Raw genomic sequence first — 22,142 nt, 5'->3', positions numbered from 1 at the left:
TTACAAACTGTGTTTTGATAAACATTGTTTCTATAAGATAGTTTCTATAAAACAGTGATTACATAAAGCTTTCCGGTTGTTTGGCATATTGGCGTGCTGATTCTTTGCTAATCACGCCTTTATTGACCAGCTCGCGAAGGCTTTGATCAAGTGTGGTCATGCCATCGCCTGCACTGGTTTGGATGGCAGAATACATTTGGGCAACTTTGTTTTCACGAATCAAGTTACGAATCGCAGGCGTACCAATCATGATTTCATGTGCGGCGACACGACCACCCGTTTGGCGTTTGAGTAGTGATTGCGAGATAACCGCTTGCAGCGATTCAGATAACATCGCACGAATCATGTCTTTTTCAGCGGCGGGAAACACGTCGACCACACGGTCAATGGTTTTGGCAGCAGATGAGGTATGCAATGTCCCAAATACCAAGTGCCCTGTTTCAGCAGCGGTCAATGCCAAGCGGATGGTCTCAAGGTCACGCATCTCACCGACAAGAATAACATCGGGGTCTTCACGTAGGGCAGAGCGCAGCGCGGCGTCAAAGCTTAAAGTATCACGGTGCACTTCCCGTTGGTTGATGAGGGATTTTTTTGATTGATGCACAAATTCAATCGGGTCTTCGATGGTTAAGATATGTTCTTTACGGTTTTCGTTGATATAGTTAATCATCGCCGCAAGGGTGGTTGACTTACCCGAACCCGTTGGACCGGTGACCAGTACCACGCCGCGTTTGTAATTAGAGATTTTCTCAAAAATCGGTCCCATTCCAAGCTGCTCCATCGTCAAGACCTCAGACGGGATGGTACGAAATACCGCACCTGCGCCCCGGTTTTGGTTAAAGGCATTGACACGAAAACGCGCCACATTGGGAATTTCAAACGAAAAGTCGGTTTCAAAAAACTCTTCATAATCGGCACGTTGTTTGTCATTCATGATGTCATAAATCAAACTATGCACTTTTTGGTGATCGAGCGGCGGCATGTTGATTTTGGTGATTTCACCATCTACCCGAATCATCGGCGGTAAGCCTGCTGAAATGTGTAAGTCAGAGGCTTTATTTTTGAATGCAAAACGCAATAAATCGTCAATCGATAATTCTTTTGCCATGATAGCGAATCCTACAGGTGGGTAATGAAAATACAAAAGCAGCAATAGAAAAAAGCAGCGGGAAAAAAAGATAGCTATACTATAATCATCCGCCCACAAAAAAAACAGAAAAAACTGACTAGGGGTCATAGTTTTTTGTTGATTTTAGCTTATGTTAAACTCAATTGGAAAATTGGGCACACAAGTGCAAAAAAACGTTACCTTAACCCGGTAACCATCAAACCAGTCACCTATCAACAGGAAAAGTTCAACAGGAAAAGTTAACCATGCAAACATTCGACGCACAGCAACCATTGGCGACAATCGCACCAGACGCTGAAAACCAAGCCTTGATAGCGCGTTGGCGACAGGTGAAAACTGACGTTGCTAGGCTCAATCCAACTGTCAAACTGCTTGCCGTATCCAAAACCAAACCCAACTGGATGATTCGCACGTTAGCGCAGCAAGGTCAGCAGGATTTTGGTGAAAACTATGTGCAAGAAGCGGTGGCAAAAATCGCCGCACTCAAAGACGTTACTGCCAACGAGCAGCCATTGGTGTGGCATTATATCGGTCATATCCAGCGTAACAAGACCAAAGAGTTGGCAGCGCATTTTGATTGGGTGCATGGGGTGGATCGCTTAATTATTGCCCAGCGTCTCAATGAGCAAAGGGGTGAACACCTTCCGCCACTCAATATCTGTATCGAAGTCAATATTGATGATGAAGCCAGTAAATCAGGTTGCCAGCCAGACCAGTTACCCGAATTGGTGACACAGATTAGTCAACTGCCCAATTTGCAATTACGCGGACTGATGATTATCCCTGCCAAAAATTCCGCTTCTGCCTTTGTCAAAACTCAGCAATTATTTGAGCAAAACAGGCGCTATCATGCGCATCCTGAGCAGTGGGACACTTTGTCAATGGGCATGAGCGGCGACATTGAGCAAGCCATTACCGCGGGTGCCACCATCGTTCGTATTGGCACGGCAATTTTTGGGGCAAGAGATTAGCGAGAATGACGGGGTAAAAGACAGCAATTTAACAACTTTTAGCGGTTTTTGCTCAACTATTAGGCAGGGTCAGTTACACATTGACTCTGCTTTTTTTACATTACACCAAAATAAATACGGGGTAATAGGTAGTTATTTAACCCAATGTTATGTTAAACCAACGATTTTATTACCCAATTATTGCTGTATGCTTTCTATAAGCTTTCTGTAAGCAAATTAGCTTACATTGTAATATTTTTTAACATTTTATGGAGAAAAGATATCCATATCCAAAAAACTTTATTGGTATGATGGCGTTGTTTTACAGAATGTAACCAATACAATAGTTATGTAATTTTTATCCGTATATCAACTTTTTAGCTTCTAGTAATCAATTTTGATATAGCCCATATACGGATAAAAGTTCTGAACGGATTAAAGCCCTATGAACTTTCTTCAAAAAACTTTATTAACCGCTCTACCTTGTGTCTTGTTCAGCCTAGCCCCAACCGCTGCCAATGCCGACAATGGTATCACAGAATATTTCGGTAGCTTTAACTCAAGTGTTTCTCAAAATCCAGAGGGTGGCTCAAAAGCAGATAGCCTCATTGCAAAAGCCAAAAACTTTATCGGTTTACCATACCGTTTTGGTGGTACTAGCCCAACGAGTGGTTTTGACTGTAGTGGCTTTATGCAGTATGTTTATAAACAAACCGCCAACATCAATCTGCCACGTACTTCAGGCAGCATGGCGCAAGTGGGTGAACGTATTAACCGTGGTGAGTTAAAACCAGGCGATATGGTGTTTTTCTCTCAAGGTGGTGGTCGTATCTCTCATGTGGGCATGTACATCGGTGAAGGTCGTTTTATTCATTCACCATCAACGGGCAAAAGTATTTCTATTACAAGTTTAGATTCTGGCTATTGGGCAAATAAATTCGTGACAGCGCGCCGTGTCTTGGACGCTTGAGTGTAATCGAGAACGTTACTATTAAAGAATATTGTTGAAAAAACCCATAAAGTTAAAATGCTGTGAAATGTTGATCAAGGTAAGCTTATGCTTACCTTTTTTATTTTGTCGAGGAAATTTTGATAATATAGATAAGTCAAGAATAATTAAAAAAATTAAACATTTACCCACTGGTCATTAATAAAGTATTAGAATGAAGTAACAATACCTTATATAATCTTTAAGGTAACTTAAATGCAAACGACTAAAACTAATCAATGAACGACAATGACTGACATAACCGTCTTGATCTGTTTAATGCGTGACGCCCTTTTTTAATAGATTTATTGATTTTGCAATAATCCTATGACCCAAACCGCCTTGCCAAGTTTTAAAGAACAATTGCAGCAAACGCTAAAATTTTTTAGCTTTAAACCTTCGCTATATATCAATTCGCCAAGAGTCAACGATACCAATAAATTCATGTTGTTTATTATATTGGCGTTGGTTGAGACATTTTTTCATTTGATTTGGTATGCGACAGTTCTTGTCATCACATTGCCTATAGATATCTTTCCTTTTGCGCACAACTTTAACCAAATCTTTAATCGCAGCTTGATGATAAATATCACCTATTTGGGACTGGCGATGGTGTTGTTTTGCGGGTATTCACTATGGGTCATCACCCGCATGCCTGAACAGTCAAGACTTTGGCGGGAGTACCAAATATTTTTTGTAATCATCTATTTGATTTATGAAAATCTTTTTATCGTTTGGATTGGTAACAACAGTGCGCTTGAAGGCGTAATGCTGATTAGTGCCACCGGTCTTGGGATGGTGCTATTAAGATGGCGACTGGTCTGGGTGTCATTTGTCAGTTGTATTGTTGCATTATTTATTTTTAATATGAGTAATAGCATGAACTGGTGGCAATTGTTGCCTAGGTTGTATCCAAGTTTAGCAGCGCGTAGTCATTGGCTTTGGGGATTATCTTTTAGCTTTTTGGTAACTGCCAAGGCAACGGTCACGCTGTATTGTATTTTGCAGGGCATGAAAGTCATGAGTTTTCAGCGCCGCAAAATTTATGATTTGCTAGAAGCCGATGCACTCACTAATATTGCCAATCGGCGTACGATTTATAGTTTTTTGAGTTATTTATGGCAATGTAAAAGCGATTGGAACACGCTTAGTGTGATTTATATTGATTTGGACAAATTTAAACACATTAATGACGAATATGGTCATGACGCCGGTGATGCGACATTGATTTGTACCGCGAATACCTTAAAAAACTTCTTGCCCACAGGGACAATGTTTGGACGTATGGGTGGGGAAGAGTTTTGTGTCATCTTGCCAAATACCGGGATTGAGCAAGCTTTCGATATGGCAGAACAGCTGCGCCAAGCGTTTGAAAAACAAGTGGTGAGATATGGAATTTTTGATACAGAAATTCAATTTACCGCAAGCTTAGGTATTGCCAGCGTTTATCAAAATCATGGGAGAGATAACGACCGCGCGGTTGATAATCGCGGTTTTATCGAATATATGCGCGAGTATATACATAGTTTACCGACCATGCCTGCACTGCCGCCTGCCCTTGAGCGAATTATCAAGTTCTCCGATTTGGCAATGCAGCAAGCCAAAGCCAATGGTCGCAACTGCGTGGTCAAAGGTCAATGTTATTTATTGATGACGCAAAGCAATCAGCCTTCATAACTCAGTGGTGAGTGCCGAGCTTGCAACAAGCGTATCAATCATCGTCGTCGCAAAACTGCCTGCCGGTAATTCAAACTCTAACACCAATGTCTGATCCTCTTGCCAAACCCATTGCAAGTTACTGGGCAGCATACGTAGGGGGCGGCGCTGCTGCTTTAAACCAAACTCAATCAAGCCTTGACTTAGCTGCTGATAAATGGGATTGTCAGTGATAACTGATAGTTCTAATGCGTTAACCTTACCACTGCTTTTTAACTCACCTGCGCCCCACAGCGGTGCAGTCAAATGGATATCGCCACTTTGTAGCCTTGATATCATAGTCTCATCTATATGGTGTGCCACAAAGATACTGTTTGAACCCGCCAAATTCATCACGTCGCCATCAAGCGGTTGGTTCCAAATGCCCAATGCGATACGTCTTGCCAAGATAGCATTGAACAATTCACTACGCGCTGCCGACAGATACAGACTGATTTTATCTTGATCAAATTTGCGATGAATTTTTTTACCCCGAATTGTATGATGGGTGAATAGTTCGATAGCGGCATCAATATTATTGGCATCTTGCCCAAAGCGCTGCTCGCCAAAATAATTGGGAACGCCTTGGGTTTTGATGGTCGCAAGTTGTTGCTCGATGGCGGCTTTCTCACCCACCACATTGCGTAAGGTGATGATAAACTGATTGGCCTCATGAGTACCGCGACCCAGTTTTTTGTGATGCCAATGCTGTGCTAGTATTTCTAGGGTTTCATCGCTCGCTAATTTGGTCTGGACAAATTGCTCAAAGTTTGGTTCAGGGGCAATTTTTTTTGGCAAGCGAAGACTAAACCATTGCGTCGTCAGTGCATGACGATCTTTGAGCCCCGAGTATCCCACATCCTTGAGTGGGATGCCTGCCCATTGTGACAGCAACTTTGCCACAAAATTGGTATTCATTCGGGTCTTTTGAATATGAAGCCAAAGATGTTCGCCTGTATGGCTGCATTCAATGCCAAGTTTTTCATGGACAATAAAATCAGTGGGTTGTTGTTTGTAAATGGCGGACTCAATTGCAGGGGTATAGGGTGAAGGCAGTTTTGGCATGCTAGTATTACTTGTAAAAGGTTTATTTTAACAAATGGATGATTGATAAACCATCTCGATTACGGATTCGATTACAGCAGCGCTTTATTATCGGCATGCTTTATTGTCTTATATAAATAGGTTAAAAATATGACGGCGACAACAATGACATCAAATACGGCTTGAATGCCAAAGTAATAGACAATAAAGTAGTGCTTGCTAAGTTAGGTGTGTTGGCTAATTTGGGTGGGTGCATTGGGTGGCAAAATCGGTCAGCTGACTTAGCAAAATGTTTAACGCATCCTATGTTTAGCGAATGTGAGTATAAAAAGAGAAAAAACATGAAAAACCCTGATAGCGATATCGATAAAAACGCCGTGCAATTACGCGTTGCCACGCAACAAGACGTCGAAACTTTGGTCACTTTGCTCAATCGTTGTTACCGCTCAGATGAAGGCTGGACCAATGAAGCGGCTTTAATTGGTGGGATTCGTACCACGCCCGAGGAAATGACAGCCCTGATAGACAACCCGAACGTTTATCTGTTCGTGTTTGAAAATCCGCACGATAGCGATGATTTGCTCGGGTGTATTTCTGTGGATTTCTCACCCATTAACCATCAGCCAGCGGCGTATATTGGTACTTTTGCGGTTCATCCTGCTGTGCAAGGTAAAGGCATTGGCGATACGATGTTGTCTGCGGTAGAAACGTTTGCTATCAGACACGCCCACGCCAAAAACGTAACCCATTTACCTTTAACCCATTTGTCCATGTCGATTTTAAGTCATCGACCAGAGCTGTTAAGTTATTATCAGCGCCGCGGTTATCTACTGACAGGGGAGAAGATGGCATTTCCAAGAGACGGCAACAATGGCGACCCCAAACGCGATGATGTATTTTTAGAGTTTTTGCAAAAACCCATTCAAGCAAATGAAGCGTCCATCAAATCTAGTAATACAATCGAATAACAATAATCGTCATGCTGAGCAATAAAGTTTTAAGGGTATTTTATATAATGGTTGCAATAATTTTTTACACAATAATTTTAAACAAAAGGAAATCATGATGAAAAGATGTGCCAAAATCTACTCACTAGCGCTAAGTTGCTTGATAGCAGGAACGCTGGCAATGACAGGCTGTCAAACCATAGCGGATAGTAAGTTAGGGATCGTGAACCCGACCCAAGCGGTCACCTTACCGTTAGCCGATGCCACGTTGCAAAATTATCGCTGGCAATTGGTCTCGGTGACTGATTTGTCGGGTAAACCCACTAAACTTGAATTATTTAACCAAGCCAAACCACTGTTGGTCGACTTTGATAAAGGTCGTGTCAGCTTTGACAACACCTGCAATCGTATGTGGGGCAATTATAGCCTGACCCATGACAATGTATTGATAAAAAATATCGTTTCCACGCGCATGATGTGTATGCCAGAATCGCGCATGGCATTTGATGCCGCTGCGCCATCCACACTACAAGGGCAATTTAAACTGACCCAAGATAGCAAAGGCGAACTGATGTTGACGGTGACGGATAAGAGCCAAATCAGTCTATTTAAAGCGATTGCCAATAAAGCGATTGCCAAATAATGGTTTTTATCCTCCGTTGCCGTAAAACCACCGACCTCAGGCAATGGATATAAGGCAACTTAAGCAACTATGCTTACACGCTATAATACTTGCATAAATTTTGCTAAAATAACCCCATGAAAACACTCAAGCTACGCATACGAGATAAACATACAGCAAAGCTTAATAAGTTAAGCGGTTCAGTCAATTTCGTATGGAACTACGTCAATGACTTGAGTTACAAACATCTACAAAAAACAGGCAAATTCTTTTCAGCTTATGATTTGAACGAATACACCAAAGGTAGCGGTGAATTACTGGGCTTGCACTCTCAAACCATTCAAGCCATCAATGAAACCCATGCTAAAAGCCGTAAGCAATTCAAAAAGGCTAAACTCAACTGGCGAACCAATAACCCCAATGCCAAGCGTAAATCGCTTGGCTGGCTACCGTTTAAACAATCGGCTATTAAGCATATTGCCACTCACCAAACAGGCAAAAAGGGCTTAAAATCAACCCTGCAACTAAGTCTAGCCAAAGGGCAGAAACTCATCATCGACCTATGGGACAGCTACAACCTATCGCTTTACCAAATCAACACCTGCGAGATTGTGCAAGACAGCCGTAACCGTTGGTATGCGTGTATCATCGTTAAAGACTACCCTAAAACCACTTGTGGAACTGGTAGTGTAGGCATAGATTTAGGTTTAAAAGACAGTGCCACTACCTCAAGCGGTGACAAACTCACCATTAAGCAAACGTTAAAATATGCCAAAGATTTAGCCACCGCCCAACGTGCCAAAAACAAACAGCATGTAAAGGCAATCCATGCCAAAATCAAAAACACACGCCAAGACCTGATACATAAATTCACCACCCAATTAGTCAAGGACAATGCCCTAATCGTGGTTGGTGACGTTAAAACCACCCAGTTTAACAGTAAAAAAGGCAAACTAGCCAAGTCGGTTTACGATGCAGGTTGGTTTGAACTCAAAAGGCAACTGACCTATAAATGCGAGAACGCAGGTTGCCGTTTTGAAATCGTGAATGAACGATACACTACCCAAACTTGCTCGTGCTGTGGCGATATGTCCAGTAGCTTGAGCGGTAGAGCAGGTTTGCGAATAAGAGAATGGACTTGTGTAAAGTGTGACACACGGCATGATAGAGATATTAATGCCAGTAAGAACATTCTTGCGGTCGGGCTTGACCGTCTGGGAGCAGGAATCCCCTCACTTTAGGGAGGGGAGGAAGTCAATACCAATAATTAAAGTGGGTTTGTGAAAACAATTCATTTGATTACCAAAAGTTTTAGCTGTCACTGTCTGATTTCCCCATGCCCAAACACAATCCATTTTTGCGATGTTAAACCTTCAAGACCCACAGGGCCGCGCGCATGGATTTTATCGGTAGAGATACCAATCTCTGCACCCAAACCATATTCAAATCCATCGGCAAAGCGGGTTGATGCATTGACCATCACGCTACTAGAATCAACTTCACGCATGAATGTTAACGATTTTGAGTAGTTTTCGGTGATAATCGCATCGGTATGGTGTGAGCCATGGGTATTGATATGGGCAATGGCTTCATCGATATCGGCGACTACTTTAATCGCCAAAATTGGCGCCAAATATTCGGTATCCCAATCTGCTTCACTCGCCGCTGACAGATGAGCGGTTAATTCAGCGGTATCGCTCAAGATGGCTAAGGTTTTTGGACAGCCGCGTAATTGCATGGCACTGTCTGCAGCGACAATGGCGCTGGCGATTGGCGGCAAGGCTTGCGCAGCGATTTGGCTATCAATCAGCAGCGTTTCCATAGTATTACAAGTGCCGTAGCGGTGAGTTTTGGCATTGACGCAAATAGCGGTTGCCATAGTCAAGTTTGCATCGCGATCGACAAAGGTATGGCAGTTACCATCTAGATGCTTGATGACAGGGACGCGCGCTTCATTACTGATACGCTCAATTAGGCTTTTACCACCTCGCGGCACAATCACATCGACATAGCGATTCATGGTAATGAGTTCCCCCACTGCCGCGCGGTCGGTGGTTTCGACCACTTGCACTGCGGCCTCTGGCAAACCAACTGCCTGCAAACCCTGTTTGACACACGCAGCCAATGCTTGGTTAGAATAAAACGCTTCTGACCCCCCGCGTAGGATAATCGCATTGCCAGATTTTAATGCCAAAGATGCAGCTTCAATGGTCACATTGGGGCGAGATTCATAAATCATCCCGACCACACCCAGCGGCACGCGCATTTTACCTAGCTGAATACCCGATGGACGAAAGGTCATATCCGTGACCTCGCCAATCGGGTCAGGTAGCATGGCGACATCTTTTAGCCCTTGTAACATGCCTTCAAAACGCGCATCGGTGAGCGCTAATCGGTCAAGTAGGGCGTCATCCAGTCCTTTTTGTTGACCGTTTTGCATATCGGTGGCATTGGCCGTCAACACCTGTGATTTGGCTTGTTGCAGGGCGTCATAGATAGCGAGTAGGGCGCTATTTTTGAGTGCGGTGTCTGCTTTTGCCAAAATTGCTGAAGCGGCGCGCGCTTGCTGTCCCACGGTTTGCATATAATGTTTGGTATCAGTCATGGTTTGCATAGTCAGTCCCTAATATAATCATCGCTTCATCATAACAACTTCAATCCAAAAATGGAATTTAGAAAGTTTTGACAGATAAAAATTAATGGTTATGACTCAATCTAAAAACAAGCGCTAAAGACCGGCGCCATAAAATAAAGTTAAATGAGAGAAAAAGTTGCGTTTTAGTAGCGTTTTAAGCGAAAATAGACAGTTTTTTTCCACCTATCGTCAAATTTTGGATTGAATATCATGTCAGATGCTATGCCAAACTTACAGCGTCCTGTAGCCTTGCAACTTAACAATATCCACAAGAATTTTGGATCGCTTGAGGTACTAAAAGGTGTATCGTTGACCGCTTATGATGGCGATGTCATCTCAATTCTCGGCTCCAGCGGTTCGGGCAAATCCACCTTGCTACGCTGTATAAATTTGCTTGAAAACCCCTCGCAAGGGGAGGTTTTTTTGGGCAATGAAGCATTGGTATTAAAACCGAATAAATCCGGGGATTTGGTTGCCGCCAATCAGCGTCAGCTTGAGCAGTTTCGCTCAAAAATGGGTTTTGTGTTCCAAAACTTTAATTTATGGCCACACCGGACTATTTTGCAAAACATCATTGAAGGGCCGACCCAAGTCCTAAAAATCGCCAAAGACCAAGCCATCAGTGAAGCTGAAGTGCTACTAAAACGCGTAGGATTACTGGACAAAAAAGACGCTTACCCAGAAAACTTATCGGGTGGGCAACGCCAGCGTATCGCCATTGCTCGTGCGCTAGCGATGAAGCCGCAAGTGTTGTTATTTGATGAGCCAACCTCTGCGCTCGACCCAGAATTGGTTAATGAAGTATTAGCGGTGATGAAATCGCTTGCTGAAGAAGGTCGCACCATGCTGATTGTGACCCATGAAATGCGTTTTGCGCGCGATGTATCAAGCCAAGTGGTGTTCTTGCATGAGGGACGTATCGAAGAAATAGGCACACCCGAGCAGGTGTTTGACAATCCGCAATCAGCGCGGGTGAAAGACTTTATGGCAAGCCATCAAAAATAATCCAATCAGCCTATCAGCCGTCAATCGCCATGCGATTGGCGGTTTTGTAGTTTTAGGCATCAGAAAAAATTTATTTGATTTAATTGTTGCTGCATACGTTTTTCACTTGCAAAAATGTTAATTTATGTTAATTTTAACTAAATTGTAAACTCGCATTGATTTTAAATATTGAAATCGCTGAAAGCGAAACCTGATATTAAATCGCTTTTTATTCAAAAATTTCATTTGTAAGGAATATCCATGCAATCAACCTTGAATTCAATCTACTCAAAACTTGCTTTGGCAACGGTATGCGCAGTTAGCATGGGATTAACCGCCTGTCAAAAACCTGCTGAAAAAACAGAAGGTGCAGCCGCGAGCCAACCCGCTGCCAGTGCCAGCACAGGCAAAAAAATTCGTATTGCCACTGAAGGCGCGTACAAACCATTTAACTACACCAATGCCGATGGCACGTTAGGCGGTTATGACGTGGATGTTGCCAAAGCCGTGTGTGCCCAAGCGAAACTCGACTGCGAAATCGTAGCGCAAGATTGGGACGGTATTTTGCCAGGCTTGATGGCGAGAAAATACGACGCGGTGGCGGCGGGTATGTCAATTACCCCAGAGCGTTCAGCGCAAGTGGATTTCACCACGCCTTATTTTAAAAACACCATGGTTTGGGTCGCTGCCAAAGGTGGCAAATTCAACCCACAAGCGATTTCAGGGTTAAAAATTGGCGGTCAACGTTCAACCACTATGGCACAGTACCTTCAAGATAAACTGAGCAAAACCAACGAAATCAAATTGTATGACAACTATGACAACGCCTACATTGACCTAAAATCAGGTCGTATCGATTCAGTGCTGTCTGAAAAAGTAACCGCAAGCGAATGGCTAAAACAAAACAGCAACTACCAAATCGTAGGCAGTGAGATGGATAATGGTGACAACATCGCAATGGCCATTCGTAAAGGCGATCCACTAAAAGCAGAATTTGACAAAGCCTTAGATGCGCTACAAAGCAATGGCGAGTTGGCAAAATTACAAAAGCAACATTTTGGTAATTAATTGACGTTGTATTGAGCGATTTAAGATTTACACAATAGATGCGGGTGACCCTCAAATTTTGACAAAAAGGTGTTGTTATGAAACAGTTATCGGTTTTGGGTATATCGTCGTTAGCCATTTTGATGGGGGTAACTGCCTGTCAAAAACCTGCTGAAAAAGCGGCAGACACGGCAGCAGCAAGTAACGCTACCACAGCAGCAAGCGCAGATATGCCACAGATTCGTATCGCTACCGAATCAAGCTTTGTCCCCTTTAGTTATAAAGATGCCAATGGCAAATTAATCGGCTTTGAGATTGATTTGGCAGATGCGCTATGTGCTGAAGCCAAACTAAAATGTGAAGTGATTTCCCAAGATTGGGATGGACTGATTCCAGGACTACAAGCACAAAAATACAATGCCATCATGGCGGGGATGTCAGACACCGCAGAGCGTCGCCAAGTGGTGGCATTTAGCGACCCATACTTTACCAACAACCTCGTTGTCATTGGCAAAAAAGGGGTAGAAAAAGGCGCTGATGACCTAGCGGGCAAATCCGTGGGTGCGCAGCGTTCAACGACTGCCGCTGAGTACTTAGCCAAAAACTTCCCAAAAGCCACGCCAAAACTGTATGACACCCAAGATAATGCCTATCTTGACCTAGAATCGGGTCGCACAGATTTGATGATTTCTGACAGCGCCCCAGCTTTATCATGGTTAAAAACTGCCAAAGGTCAAGGCTTTGAAGTTAAAGGTCAACCGATCAATATTGATGACAAAATTGCCATTGCCCTTCGTCAAAATGATCCATTGATTGGCAAATTCAACACCGCACTGGCGGCGTTAAAAGCCAATGGTACTTACGATAAAATCAGCCAAAAATATTTTGCAGATTTACCGAAATAAGCCGTTAAATAACTGATTAAGCTGTTCGTTTTCTTACAACTCACAAGCAAAAATTGTCATGTGTTAGACGTTAAAAATTAGGAGTATCAGGTGAAAGCAAATATTTCATTATTGGGTAGTTTGGCATTGGCAGGTCTAGCGCTAGTGGGTTGTCAAAAACCTGCAGAAAAAACGGCGGCAACGACGGGTAGCGCAGCCGCTTCTACAACGGTGGGTAGCAGCACAGAGACATCAAGCAGTATGGCAGGCAAAACCATTCGCATCGCCACTGAAGGCACTTATAAACCCTTTAGTATCACCAAAGCGGATGGCAGTTTGACAGGTTTTGATGTGGATTTTATGCAAGCTTTATGTGCACAAATGAAAGCCAACTGTGAAATCAAGCCACAAGATTGGGATGGTTTATTGCCAGGCTTGATGGCAAAAAAATATGACGTGGTAATTGATGCGATGTCTATCACCCCAGAACGTCAGGCGCAAGTCGATTTTACCGACCCCTATTTTACCAATACGTTGGTGTTTTTGACCAAACAAGGTAGCCCAATCAATCCGGATGACCCTGCCCAAATTGACAGCCATAAAGTTGCGGCACAGCGTTCAACGCTATCAACCCAGTGGATGGAAAAAAATCACCCAAAAGCCCAGCTAAACCTGTATGAAGGGTTGGACAATGCGTTTATGGACTTGGCAGCAGGGCGCTCAGATATGATGATTTCGGATAAAGCCCCTGCCGCTTATTGGCTGACCACGCCAGAAGGTAAAGGCTTTGAAATCAAAGGTAAAGAGATTGATGTCAATGACAAAATGGGTATCCTCGTTCGTAAAGGTGACCCACTGCGTTTAGAATTTAACAAAGCGATTGCCACGTTGAAATCAAATGGCACGTATGACAAAATCTATAACCAATATTTTGGTAATGCAACCACCACAACGGCGGCAGCAAGCAGCGTGGCAGTTACGGTCTCTAGTACCACAACGACCACGACGACTGTGGCAAGTACCAGCAAATAACTTAACCAAACGCTTGGGTTCAGTCAAAAACTGGGTGAAAAGTCACTCAGTTTTTTGTTTTTTTTGATGGTTTTTGATAGGGCAATCACGTAAAATTGCACCCTGCAAAAAACAAAGCAAAAGGTTATATCCGTTATCACCTTTTGTGTATGCGATGGTAAAACTGCGTTTTAAGCATTTTTTGGGTAATAGGTCAGCAAACAGAGTTAACAAGACAGGGTATCAATATTGTGTTAGATCTACAAGGTTTTGGGCAGCTATTATTAAGTGGTGCTTGGGTCACCATCAAACTGGCACTGACTAGTTTGGTCATTGGGCTGATTTTGGGATTATTGGGCGCGACCGCTAAGATGTCAGGGTTTAAAGTGCTCAATGCCATCGCCACCGCTTACACCACCATTATCCGTGGTATTCCAGAACTGCTGTCAGTCATGTTTATTTACTTTGGCGGCTCGATGTTGATGGGGCTTATTCTATCGCAATTTGGCAATACGGGATATGTGGATGTCAGTCCGTTCTGGGCGGGGGTTACAGCGCTGTCCGTGGCATTTGGTGCGTATGCGACCGAAACTTTTCGTATGGCATTTCAAGAGATTCCAAAAGGTCAAGCTGAAGCAGCGCAAGCGATTGGCATGAAAAAATTTCAAATCCTTTGGCGAGTGACGTTGCCACAAGTGTGGCGTATTGCACTGCCAGGACTGGGTAATTTGTTTTTGGTACTGCTCAAAGATACCGCGTTGGTTTCTGTGGTCGGGCTTGAAGATATCATGCGCCACGCCAAAACGGCAGCGACTTCCACGCAAAGCCCGTTTACTTTTTATATGGCAGCAGCATTGTTGTACTTGAGTCTGACCGTCATCATCACCGGTGTGATTATGTGGTTAGAATGGGTCAATAACCCAGCAGAGCGTTATGCAAAACGCCTACAAAAAATTGGCATGGCAAAATAGGGGATTCATCAATGAACTGGAATTGGCAAATTATTATTGATAGTATCCCAAAACTGTTGCAAGGCAGTATTATCACCATTGAGCTTGTGGTGTTGTCGGGTTTATTGGGGTTTATATTGGCAGTGCCGCTAGCCTTGGCTAGGCTATCAAAAAAACCTTGGGTACAGGCATTGCCGTTTGCGTATATTTTCTTTTTTCGGGGTACGCCGCTACTGGTGCAAATCTTTTTGATTTATTATGGATTGTCACAATTTAAATGGGTGACGGAGTCCGTGCTGTGGAAATCGGGTGTGTTAGCGAGCCCATTTTGGTGCGCTATCATCGCTTTTACCCTCAATACCGCAGCTTATATTGCCGAAATCATCCGCGGTGCTATCAAGTCAATACCCAAAGGCGAGAATGAAGCTGCCGACGCCATCGGCATGTCATATAGCCAAAAATTGCGCCGAATTATTTTTCCTCGCGCCTTTGGAATCATGCTGCCTGCGTATGGCAATGAAGTGATTTTTATGCTCAAAGGCAGTGCGCTGGCATCGACCATCACTTTGATGGATATCACCGGTGTGGCAACGACGATTATGTCAAAAACTTATACTGTTTTTGAATTGTTCTTTGCCTCAGGTATCATTTATTTGTTATTGTCTTGGCTATTGATTGGGATGTTTCGATTGGCTGAAAAACGCATCAATCGTCATCTGTCTTATCAGCCCATCAGTAATGGGGGCGTCACTGCCTAAGCTAGGCTAAGCTAGACAAAGAGTTTGGATATATTGGAGGCGTGCCAATGAAACAAGCAGTTATGATATCAAGTTTGCTGATAGGTGGGGTGTTACTCTCGGCTTGTCAACCTGCCAGTGATAACAAGCCACAGCAAAACAGCACAGCAAGTGCCACAGTAGCTAGTATTCAGAGTCCACATCACGTTGCCAGTGTAGCTGCTGCCAGTACCGTATCCCCCCAAGCCGCCCAAAACGGTGCGCCCAAACAAATCAACTGGGCATTGGTGGATTCGGGCGTTAAGCCAGTCGATAAGGCTAGCTTTAAATATCCCTTTGCGCTCGATAGTGAGCCTGTCAAAGCCTATGCCGAGATGTATCATGTGGATAATGAAACCTCCCGCTACAACTTAACGGTGGGTATGGCAGTCAATGAAGTCTTATCCAAAGTGCTCGACCAGCTGGGGACTGCCTATGTGTCACATGAACTCACAGCCGGCAAGAACAGCGCGTTTGTCATCCATACCACCCAGCAAATTGCCCCGAGTCAATACACTTACGTCTTTGCCGAGCCCTTTGCCAAAGGGTTAACCATTCCTGTCAAAATTATCAATGATGGCAAAAAATAACTAACTTGCCATCGGTATATTGACGTTTATTTATCGTTTAAGGAAATACCATGCGTGTGCTAGGACTGGAAACATCCTGCGATGAAACGGGATTAGCCATTTTTGATAGTGACCAACGTCACCAACCCAATCAAGGTTTGGTCGGGCAAGTGCTATATAGTCAAATCGCGCTACATGCGACATATGGTGGGGTAGTCCCTGAACTTGCAAGCCGCGATCACATCCGTAAATTAGTGCCCTTGTTGCAGCAACTGCTTGATGACTGCCAACTCAAAAAAACCGATATCGATGCCATTGCCTTTACCAAAGGTCCTGGACTGGTGGGCGCGTTGATGACAGGGGCATTGTTTGGGCGCAGTTTGGCGATGGCGCTTGATATTCCTGCGATTGGTGTACATCACATGGAAGGACATTTACTCGCGCCGCTATTAGGCGCCAATCCGCCCGATTTTCCGTTTGTCGCGTTGCTCGTGTCGGGTGGACATACTATGTTAGTGGCGGTCAAAGGCATCGGGCAATATGAAATATTAGGTGAATCTATTGACGATGCCGCAGGTGAGTGCTTTGATAAAGCCGCTAAAATGCTAGAGTTACCTTATCCTGGTGGACCTAATATTGCCCGCTTGGCGCAAACAGGCAATCCATTAGCCTATGAATTACCGCGCCCGATGCTCGGCAAAGGATTGGATTTTTCTTTTAGTGGTATGAAAACCGCCGTGCATAATTTGATTAAAGACCATCCAACCGATAGCCATAATCCTGAGCATGCCCAGACGCGCGCCGATATTGCGGCAAGTTTTCAATATGCGATGGTCGATACGTTGGTGAAAAAATGCGTTAAAGCCTTGCAGCAAACAGGCATGAGACGCTTAGTAATCGCAGGCGGGGTGAGTGCCAATCAACAACTACGAGAATCGCTAGCTGAGGCATTAGCCAAAATCAACGCCACCGTGCATTATGCACCGCCTGCCCTGTGTACTGACAATGGCGCCATGATTGCCTTCGCCGGGTGGCAGCGCTTGAACGCCGGCCAACACGATGAGCTAGCGGTTAGCTGCTTGCCGCGTTGGGACATGACAATGCTGCCTGCTGTCAATCCAGCTAACCCATAACCATCTACAAGGACTTGAAGATGGCATGGCTATGGATAGGACTGGGGGCGGGATTTGGGGCAATACTGCGCTGGTGGTTAGCCAGAATCAATAGCGTACATCCTTGGCTGCCCTATGGCACACTATTTGCCAATGTACTAGGTGGGCTGTTGATGGGCTTTGCCTTGATACTCACCCAAAAGATGCACCCAAACTTACGACTGTTTATCACCACAGGGTTTTTGGGGGGACTAACAACCTTTAGTACGTTTAGTGCCGAAGTGTTTACTTTGTTGAATACCGGCAAGGTAGTGCAAGGTTTAGCCTTGATTGGCATCCATGTGCTTTTAACTTTGGTTGCGACTGCCATTGGTTTTTATAGTCTTAAGCTACTAAGTTAAGAGTTAAGAAGTTGTTAAGTTAAGAAGCTGTTAAGTTGAGAAGCAGTTAAATGGTTAATCGCTTCTTTCCCATGCACCGCTAAAAGTCGCAAAGCTTTTCAAGGCTTTGGCAATCAATAAGCGAGTTAAATGCACTTATCTAGTCTACTTATAACGTGCGCAATCGGTCAGTCATCAAATTGTCATGATACTGTCACATTTCTTTGTAATCATATACACAATTTTTATACAAACCGAATTATGATTATTATCATGACAGTTAAATCGGTCAGCTGTGAGCTATATCAGCTTTGAGCTATCCTAGTGAAAATAACCAAAAAAGTTAAATCGTACCGTTGGTGACAGTTATTTCATTCAGGCAGTTTCATTGTAAACTCAAAAAATGTTTTTAGGAGCTATCCATGCGTTATTCATTATTAAGTGTTGTCGTAGCATCGACCTTAGCATTAACCGCTTGTGGCAACAAGCAAGCAGACAATAAAGCAGCGGGTGCCTCAGCGACGTCAAGCACTGCGACTACAGGCGCGGCAGGTAGCGACAAAAACGCCGTATTTACCATCACAGGTGCAGGCGCCTCTTTCCCACAACCTATCTATGCTAAATGGGCAGGTGAGTTCAAAAACGCCACTGGCGGTCAAGTGAACTACCAATCAATCGGTTCATCAGGTGGTATCAAACAAATCCAAGCCAATACCGTTGACTTTGGTGCGTCGGATGCGCCTTTAAGCAAAGAAGAGTTGGATAAAAGCGGTTTAATCCAGTTCCCAACCGTTATCGGGGGTGTTGTACCAGTTGTTAATATCGATGGTGTTGCACCCGGTCAATTAAAACTAGATGGTGCCACCCTTGCCAATATCTACTTGGGTAAAATCACTAAATGGAATGACCCAGCGATTACCGCATTAAACGCAGGCGTGACACTACCAGATGCGCCAATCACCACGATTTTCCGTTCTGACGGTTCAGGTACAACCTTTAACTTTGCAAGCTACTTAGCCGCTGTATCACCAGAATGGAAAGCAGGTCCAGGTGTAGACAAATCCATTAAATGGCCAACCGCTGCCACAGGTGCAGGTGGTAAAGGTAACGAAGGCGTGGCAAGTAACGTCGCTCGTGCCAAAAACTCAATCGGTTATGTTGAGTACGCTTACGCAAAACAAAACAAAATGGCTTACACTCAGTTGAAAAACGCAGCAGGCAACTTTGTACAACCATCGGCTGAAAGCTTTGCCGCTGCAGGTAATGCAGACTGGAAAGGTACACCAGGCTTTAACATCGTATTGACTAACCAAGCAGACCCAAATGCCTGGCCAATCTCTGCGGCAACATTCATCTTAGTCCATACTAAACCAACCAACCCAGAAAACGTCAAAAATACCCTTAAATTCTTTGATTGGGCGTATTCAAGCGGTGATGAACTAGCAAAATCACTGGACTTTGTACCGTTCTCAGCAGAAAGCAAAGCTATCTTCCGTGAAGAGTGGAAGAAAGTTGTAGGGGCTGATGGTAAGCCACTATTTAGCTCAGAGGCTGCCACAGCAACTGCGTCAGCGGCAAAATAATCTCATGATGATGGTTAACAGTTAACAGGGTTAGGCATGTCAAACGATACGTAGAGCAATAAACAAGTTAATGCTCTACGTTTTTTTTTAAATTTATAGAATTAGTAAACTAAAATTATTTTTTTGATGGCTGGGTTCTTATGTCAGATTTACACGCAAAACTCGCAAAGCAAAAACAATTAGACTGGTTGTTTGTCAACGCGACTCGTCTTTTTGCGTTTATCGTGCTGTTGTTGTTAGGTGGTATCTTAATCTCACTATTTCTTGGCGCATTGCCAAGTATGAAAGCGTTTGGCATTAACTTTTATACCAGTAAAGACTGGGATACAGGGATGGATGTATACGGCGCACTCGCACCAATCTATGGTACGCTAGTGACTTCTGTCATTGCTATTTTGATTGCGGTGCCTGTCAGTTTTGGTATTGCTATGTTTTTGACAGAGCTTTGCCCAAATTTTTTAAAACGTCCTTTGGGTATTGCCATTGAGTTATTAGCGGGTATCCCTTCAATTATCTATGGTATGTGGGGATTTTTCGTATTTGCACCTTGGTTTTCAGAACATATCCAGCCCTGGCTGATTGACCATTTGGGGGATGTGCCTTACGTGGGTCGTTTATTCCAAGGTGCGCCGATGGGTATTGGTCTGTTCACCGCAAGTTTGATTTTGGCCGTCATGATTATCCCGTTTATTGCATCGGTCATGCGTGACGTTTTCTCCATTACCCCAAAGATGCTTAAAGAATCTGCCTATGGTTTGGGTTCAACCACTTGGGAAGTGATGCGATACGTGGTGTTGCCTTATACCAAAGCTGGTGTGATGGGTGGTATCATTTTGGGATTGGGTCGCGCATTGGGTGAAACGATGGCAGTCACCTTTGTTATTGGTAACGCTTATAACGTCAGTCCAAGTTTGTTCCAGTCAGGGGTGTCAATCACTTCGGCATTGGCAAATGAGTTTGCAGAGTCTGAAGGCTTGCACCAATCATCGCTATTACACTTAGGTTTCTTACTATTTATCATTACCTTTATTGTACTGGTGATTTCAAAATTGATGCTCAGTCGTATGGATAAAAATGCGGGTACGAAATAAGGACGCTGGGGAATACTATGACTACTACCAACATGAATCGTAATAACGCCATTTACAAACGCCGCCGTCTAAGCAATGCTTTAGGACTGGTATTTGCCGGTTTGTCCATTGTATTTGGCTTGACCTTCTTAGGCTTAATTTTATTTAAATTGTTTTTATCAGGCTCGCATGCGTTATTGACCATGCCCATTTTTACTCAAGACACCCCATCACCAAACGAAATCGGCGGTCTGCGTAATGCGATTATCGGCTCAATCATGGTGACAGGATTAGGGCTTGTAGTCGGCACACCGATTGGTGTCATGGCAGGTATTTATCTTGCTGAATTTGCCGAAAACAGCTGGCTTGGTAAAGTCACCCGTTTTATGAACGACATTTTGCTATCCGCACCCTCGATTGTGATTGGTCTATTTATTTTTGCGCTCATGGTACAAGGTCGTAACTTCTCAGGTTGGGCAGGTGCAATGGCTTTAGCGCTATTGGTTATTCCTGTGGTGGTACGTACCACCGAAAATATGCTTCGTCTAATTCCCAATACATTGCGTGAAGCGGCTTATGCGTTAGGGACGCCAAAATGGAAACTGGTAACATCCGTTACTTTACGTGCTGCCAAAACTGGGGTGTTAACAGGTATCTTACTGGCATTTGCGCGTATCTCGGGTGAGACCGCGCCATTACTATTTACCGCGCTCAATAACCAATTCTTTAGTACCGATATGGGTCAGCCCATTGCCAACTTACCAAACGTGATTTATCAATACGCCAGCCAACCATACCCTATTTCAAACCAATTGGCTTGGGCAGGTGCGTTACTCATCACCTTGGCAGTATTAACATTGAATATTTTGGCACGTGCGCTCAGTGGTAAAGAGCAATCATCACATTGATGATCAATAGAAGATTAAAACTATTTGCTAGTATCAAACAAAATTTATTAAGGTATTCATCATGACCGCAAAAATGCAAATTCGTAATCTACAGTTTTATTACGGTAAATTTTTAGCCCTTAAAAATATCAACATCGATATCGCTGACAAGAAAGTTACTGCGTTTATTGGACCCTCAGGTTGTGGTAAATCAACTCTGCTACGTACCTTTAACCGTATGTATGACCTATATCCCGGCATGAGTGCCACGGGGGAAATCAACCTAGATGGACAAAACATCTTGGATAAATCGGTGGACGTCAACTTGCTGCGTGCTCGCGTGGGTATGGTATTCCAAAAACCAACGCCATTTCCGATGTCAATTTATGACAACGTGGCATTTGGTGTGCGTCTGTACGAAAGCTTAAGCCGCGCTGAACTAGACGAGCGCGTAGAATGGGCGCTCAAAAAATCGGCACTATGGAATGAAGTCAAAGATAAACTTAAAGCATCGGGTCTGTCATTGTCGGGTGGTCAGCAGCAGCGTCTGTGTATCGCCCGCGGTGTGGCAACCCGTCCTGAAGTATTGCTACTAGATGAACCCACCTCGGCACTTGACCCTATCTCAACCGGCTCAATTGAAGATTTGATTTCAGACCTAAAAAATGATTACACCATCGCCATCGTCACCCACAACATGCAGCAAGCGGCACGGGTATCTGACTATACCGCGTTTATGTACTTGGGCGAAATGATGGAAATGGGGGATACCGATAAAATGTTCACCAACCCAGACCGTAAAGAAACTGAAGAATACATCACCGGTAAATTCGGCTAGGCTATTTTGTTATTAGGCGATCTGCGCGTCATTTAATCAAT

Annotated in this window: 22 protein-coding genes; 19 read left to right on the top strand and 3 right to left on the bottom strand. The window is 43.9% G+C overall.

The window, feature by feature from the left end:
• Positions 1 to 58 precede the first annotated feature (58 nt).
• The gene (locus tag RTS10_RS04355) at positions 59 to 1,108 is read right to left on the bottom strand and encodes a type IV pilus twitching motility protein PilT (protein ID WP_128680027.1); all 1,050 of its coding nucleotides are present in this window, start codon (positions 1,106 to 1,108) and stop codon (positions 59 to 61) included.
• 266 nt (positions 1,109 to 1,374) lie between these two features.
• Between RTS10_RS04355 and RTS10_RS04350 the strand changes: the two genes are divergently transcribed.
• From RTS10_RS04350 to RTS10_RS04340, 3 genes are all read left to right on the top strand, one after another.
• Positions 1,375 to 2,100, top strand: a complete 726-nt coding sequence (locus tag RTS10_RS04350) for a YggS family pyridoxal phosphate-dependent enzyme (RefSeq protein ID WP_312539392.1) — start codon at positions 1,375 to 1,377, stop codon at positions 2,098 to 2,100.
• Between the two features lie 424 nt (positions 2,101 to 2,524).
• Positions 2,525 to 3,049 carry a C40 family peptidase gene (locus tag RTS10_RS04345; RefSeq protein ID WP_312539390.1) on the top strand — a complete coding sequence of 175 codons (525 nt, stop codon included), beginning with the start codon at positions 2,525 to 2,527 and terminating at the stop codon, positions 3,047 to 3,049.
• A 345-nt stretch (positions 3,050 to 3,394) separates the two neighbouring features.
• Positions 3,395 to 4,744 carry a GGDEF domain-containing protein gene (locus RTS10_RS04340; protein WP_312539389.1) on the top strand — a complete coding sequence of 450 codons (1,350 nt, stop codon included), beginning with the start codon at positions 3,395 to 3,397 and terminating at the stop codon, positions 4,742 to 4,744.
• On the opposite strand, the gene truD is transcribed toward RTS10_RS04340, so the two are convergent.
• Positions 4,739 to 5,827, bottom strand: a complete 1,089-nt coding sequence (truD, locus tag RTS10_RS04335) for a tRNA pseudouridine(13) synthase TruD (RefSeq protein ID WP_312539388.1) — start codon at positions 5,825 to 5,827, stop codon at positions 4,739 to 4,741. The two genes, RTS10_RS04340 and truD, sit on opposite strands and share 6 nt — an antisense overlap.
• A gap of 320 nt (positions 5,828 to 6,147) precedes the next feature.
• Between truD and RTS10_RS04330 the strand changes: the two genes are divergently transcribed.
• The 3 genes from RTS10_RS04330 to RTS10_RS04320 all read left to right on the top strand — a co-directional run bounded on the left by RTS10_RS04330 (position 6,148) and on the right by RTS10_RS04320 (position 8,616).
• Entirely contained in the window at positions 6,148 to 6,774 is a 627-nt protein-coding gene (locus tag RTS10_RS04330) for a GNAT family N-acetyltransferase (protein WP_312523363.1), read from the top strand.
• A gap of 94 nt (positions 6,775 to 6,868) precedes the next feature.
• Positions 6,869 to 7,396, top strand: coding sequence for an META domain-containing protein (locus RTS10_RS04325; protein WP_312539387.1), 528 nt, complete (start codon positions 6,869 to 6,871; stop codon positions 7,394 to 7,396).
• A 116-nt stretch (positions 7,397 to 7,512) separates the two neighbouring features.
• Entirely contained in the window at positions 7,513 to 8,616 is a 1,104-nt protein-coding gene (locus RTS10_RS04320; RefSeq protein ID WP_095355910.1) for an RNA-guided endonuclease InsQ/TnpB family protein, read from the top strand.
• 77 nt (positions 8,617 to 8,693) lie between these two features.
• Here the strand turns inward: RTS10_RS04320 and RTS10_RS04315 are convergent, their stop codons facing one another.
• A complete protein-coding gene (locus tag RTS10_RS04315) occupies positions 8,694 to 9,989 on the bottom strand; it encodes a glutamate-5-semialdehyde dehydrogenase (RefSeq protein ID WP_409455446.1) in 1,296 nt (431 codons plus the stop codon).
• A 231-nt stretch (positions 9,990 to 10,220) separates the two neighbouring features.
• Between RTS10_RS04315 and RTS10_RS04310 the strand changes: the two genes are divergently transcribed.
• The 13 genes from RTS10_RS04310 (at position 10,221) to pstB (ending at position 22,101) form a co-directional block, all read left to right on the top strand.
• The gene (locus tag RTS10_RS04310; RefSeq protein WP_178086206.1) at positions 10,221 to 11,015 is read left to right on the top strand and encodes an ABC transporter ATP-binding protein; all 795 of its coding nucleotides are present in this window, start codon (positions 10,221 to 10,223) and stop codon (positions 11,013 to 11,015) included.
• 240 nt (positions 11,016 to 11,255) lie between these two features.
• Positions 11,256 to 12,062, top strand: coding sequence for a transporter substrate-binding domain-containing protein (locus tag RTS10_RS04305; protein ID WP_312539385.1), 807 nt, complete (start codon positions 11,256 to 11,258; stop codon positions 12,060 to 12,062).
• A 77-nt stretch (positions 12,063 to 12,139) separates the two neighbouring features.
• A complete protein-coding gene (locus RTS10_RS04300; protein ID WP_203172195.1) occupies positions 12,140 to 12,946 on the top strand; it encodes an ABC transporter substrate-binding protein in 807 nt (268 codons plus the stop codon).
• Positions 12,947 to 13,036: 90 nt separating this feature from the next.
• Complete coding sequence (locus tag RTS10_RS04295; protein WP_312523368.1) at positions 13,037 to 13,957, top strand: transporter substrate-binding domain-containing protein; 921 nt, start codon at positions 13,037 to 13,039, stop codon at positions 13,955 to 13,957.
• Between the two features lie 230 nt (positions 13,958 to 14,187).
• The gene (locus tag RTS10_RS04290) at positions 14,188 to 14,907 is read left to right on the top strand and encodes an ABC transporter permease (protein WP_201665902.1); all 720 of its coding nucleotides are present in this window, start codon (positions 14,188 to 14,190) and stop codon (positions 14,905 to 14,907) included.
• Between the two features lie 11 nt (positions 14,908 to 14,918).
• Entirely contained in the window at positions 14,919 to 15,644 is a 726-nt protein-coding gene (locus RTS10_RS04285) for an ABC transporter permease (RefSeq protein WP_312539383.1), read from the top strand.
• A 47-nt stretch (positions 15,645 to 15,691) separates the two neighbouring features.
• On the top strand, positions 15,692 to 16,252 hold the full coding sequence (locus RTS10_RS04280) for a hypothetical protein (RefSeq protein ID WP_282841318.1): 561 nt from the start codon (positions 15,692 to 15,694) through the stop codon (positions 16,250 to 16,252).
• A 50-nt stretch (positions 16,253 to 16,302) separates the two neighbouring features.
• A complete protein-coding gene (gene tsaD, locus RTS10_RS04275) occupies positions 16,303 to 17,364 on the top strand; it encodes a tRNA (adenosine(37)-N6)-threonylcarbamoyltransferase complex transferase subunit TsaD (RefSeq protein WP_138018613.1) in 1,062 nt (353 codons plus the stop codon).
• Between the two features lie 20 nt (positions 17,365 to 17,384).
• Positions 17,385 to 17,744: a fluoride efflux transporter CrcB gene (crcB, locus tag RTS10_RS04270; protein ID WP_312539381.1), complete on the top strand. Its 360-nt coding sequence runs from the start codon at positions 17,385 to 17,387 to the stop codon at positions 17,742 to 17,744.
• 401 nt (positions 17,745 to 18,145) lie between these two features.
• Positions 18,146 to 19,306 (top strand): phosphate ABC transporter substrate-binding protein PstS, encoded by a 1,161-nt coding sequence (pstS, locus tag RTS10_RS04265; RefSeq protein ID WP_312539380.1) that lies wholly within the window; start codon positions 18,146 to 18,148, stop codon positions 19,304 to 19,306.
• A gap of 140 nt (positions 19,307 to 19,446) precedes the next feature.
• Positions 19,447 to 20,397, top strand: a complete 951-nt coding sequence (pstC, locus tag RTS10_RS04260) for a phosphate ABC transporter permease subunit PstC (protein ID WP_036593090.1) — start codon at positions 19,447 to 19,449, stop codon at positions 20,395 to 20,397.
• A gap of 17 nt (positions 20,398 to 20,414) precedes the next feature.
• Positions 20,415 to 21,284, top strand: coding sequence for a phosphate ABC transporter permease PstA (pstA, locus tag RTS10_RS04255; RefSeq protein WP_188874750.1), 870 nt, complete (start codon positions 20,415 to 20,417; stop codon positions 21,282 to 21,284).
• 61 nt (positions 21,285 to 21,345) lie between these two features.
• Complete coding sequence (gene pstB / locus RTS10_RS04250) at positions 21,346 to 22,101, top strand: phosphate ABC transporter ATP-binding protein PstB (protein WP_159375112.1); 756 nt, start codon at positions 21,346 to 21,348, stop codon at positions 22,099 to 22,101.
• The last annotated feature ends 41 nt before the right edge of the window (positions 22,102 to 22,142 follow it).

The organism is Moraxella sp. CTOTU47616 (assembly GCF_032017465.1).
Taxonomy (GTDB): Bacteria; Pseudomonadota; Gammaproteobacteria; order Pseudomonadales; family Moraxellaceae; genus Faucicola; species Faucicola tetraodonis.
The sequence above is the reverse complement of the archived record's forward strand: the minus strand, read 5'-3'. Positions and strand labels throughout refer to the sequence as shown.

Bases quoted from the DNA above. Each gene is read 5' to 3' on its own strand.
- RTS10_RS04355 (WP_128680027.1), bottom strand. From the start codon at position 1,108: ATGGCAAAAGAATTATCGATTGACGATTTATTGCGTTTTGCATTCAAA.
- RTS10_RS04350 (WP_312539392.1), top strand. From the start codon at position 1,375: ATGCAAACATTCGACGCACAGCAACCATTGGCGACAATCGCACCAGAC.
- RTS10_RS04345 (WP_312539390.1), top strand. From the start codon at position 2,525: ATGAACTTTCTTCAAAAAACTTTATTAACCGCTCTACCTTGTGTCTTG.
- RTS10_RS04340 (WP_312539389.1), top strand. From the start codon at position 3,395: ATGACCCAAACCGCCTTGCCAAGTTTTAAAGAACAATTGCAGCAAACG.
- truD (WP_312539388.1), bottom strand. From the start codon at position 5,827: ATGCCAAAACTGCCTTCACCCTATACCCCTGCAATTGAGTCCGCCATT.
- RTS10_RS04330 (WP_312523363.1), top strand. From the start codon at position 6,148: ATGAAAAACCCTGATAGCGATATCGATAAAAACGCCGTGCAATTACGC.
- RTS10_RS04325 (WP_312539387.1), top strand. From the start codon at position 6,869: ATGATGAAAAGATGTGCCAAAATCTACTCACTAGCGCTAAGTTGCTTG.
- RTS10_RS04320 (WP_095355910.1), top strand. From the start codon at position 7,513: ATGAAAACACTCAAGCTACGCATACGAGATAAACATACAGCAAAGCTT.
- RTS10_RS04315 (WP_409455446.1), bottom strand. From the start codon at position 9,989: ATGCAAACCATGACTGATACCAAACATTATATGCAAACCGTGGGACAG.
- RTS10_RS04310 (WP_178086206.1), top strand. From the start codon at position 10,221: ATGTCAGATGCTATGCCAAACTTACAGCGTCCTGTAGCCTTGCAACTT.
- RTS10_RS04305 (WP_312539385.1), top strand. From the start codon at position 11,256: ATGCAATCAACCTTGAATTCAATCTACTCAAAACTTGCTTTGGCAACG.
- RTS10_RS04300 (WP_203172195.1), top strand. From the start codon at position 12,140: ATGAAACAGTTATCGGTTTTGGGTATATCGTCGTTAGCCATTTTGATG.
- RTS10_RS04285 (WP_312539383.1), top strand. From the start codon at position 14,919: ATGAACTGGAATTGGCAAATTATTATTGATAGTATCCCAAAACTGTTG.
- RTS10_RS04280 (WP_282841318.1), top strand. From the start codon at position 15,692: ATGAAACAAGCAGTTATGATATCAAGTTTGCTGATAGGTGGGGTGTTA.
- tsaD (WP_138018613.1), top strand. From the start codon at position 16,303: ATGCGTGTGCTAGGACTGGAAACATCCTGCGATGAAACGGGATTAGCC.
- crcB (WP_312539381.1), top strand. From the start codon at position 17,385: ATGGCATGGCTATGGATAGGACTGGGGGCGGGATTTGGGGCAATACTG.
- pstS (WP_312539380.1), top strand. From the start codon at position 18,146: ATGCGTTATTCATTATTAAGTGTTGTCGTAGCATCGACCTTAGCATTA.
- pstC (WP_036593090.1), top strand. From the start codon at position 19,447: ATGTCAGATTTACACGCAAAACTCGCAAAGCAAAAACAATTAGACTGG.
- pstA (WP_188874750.1), top strand. From the start codon at position 20,415: ATGACTACTACCAACATGAATCGTAATAACGCCATTTACAAACGCCGC.
- pstB (WP_159375112.1), top strand. From the start codon at position 21,346: ATGACCGCAAAAATGCAAATTCGTAATCTACAGTTTTATTACGGTAAA.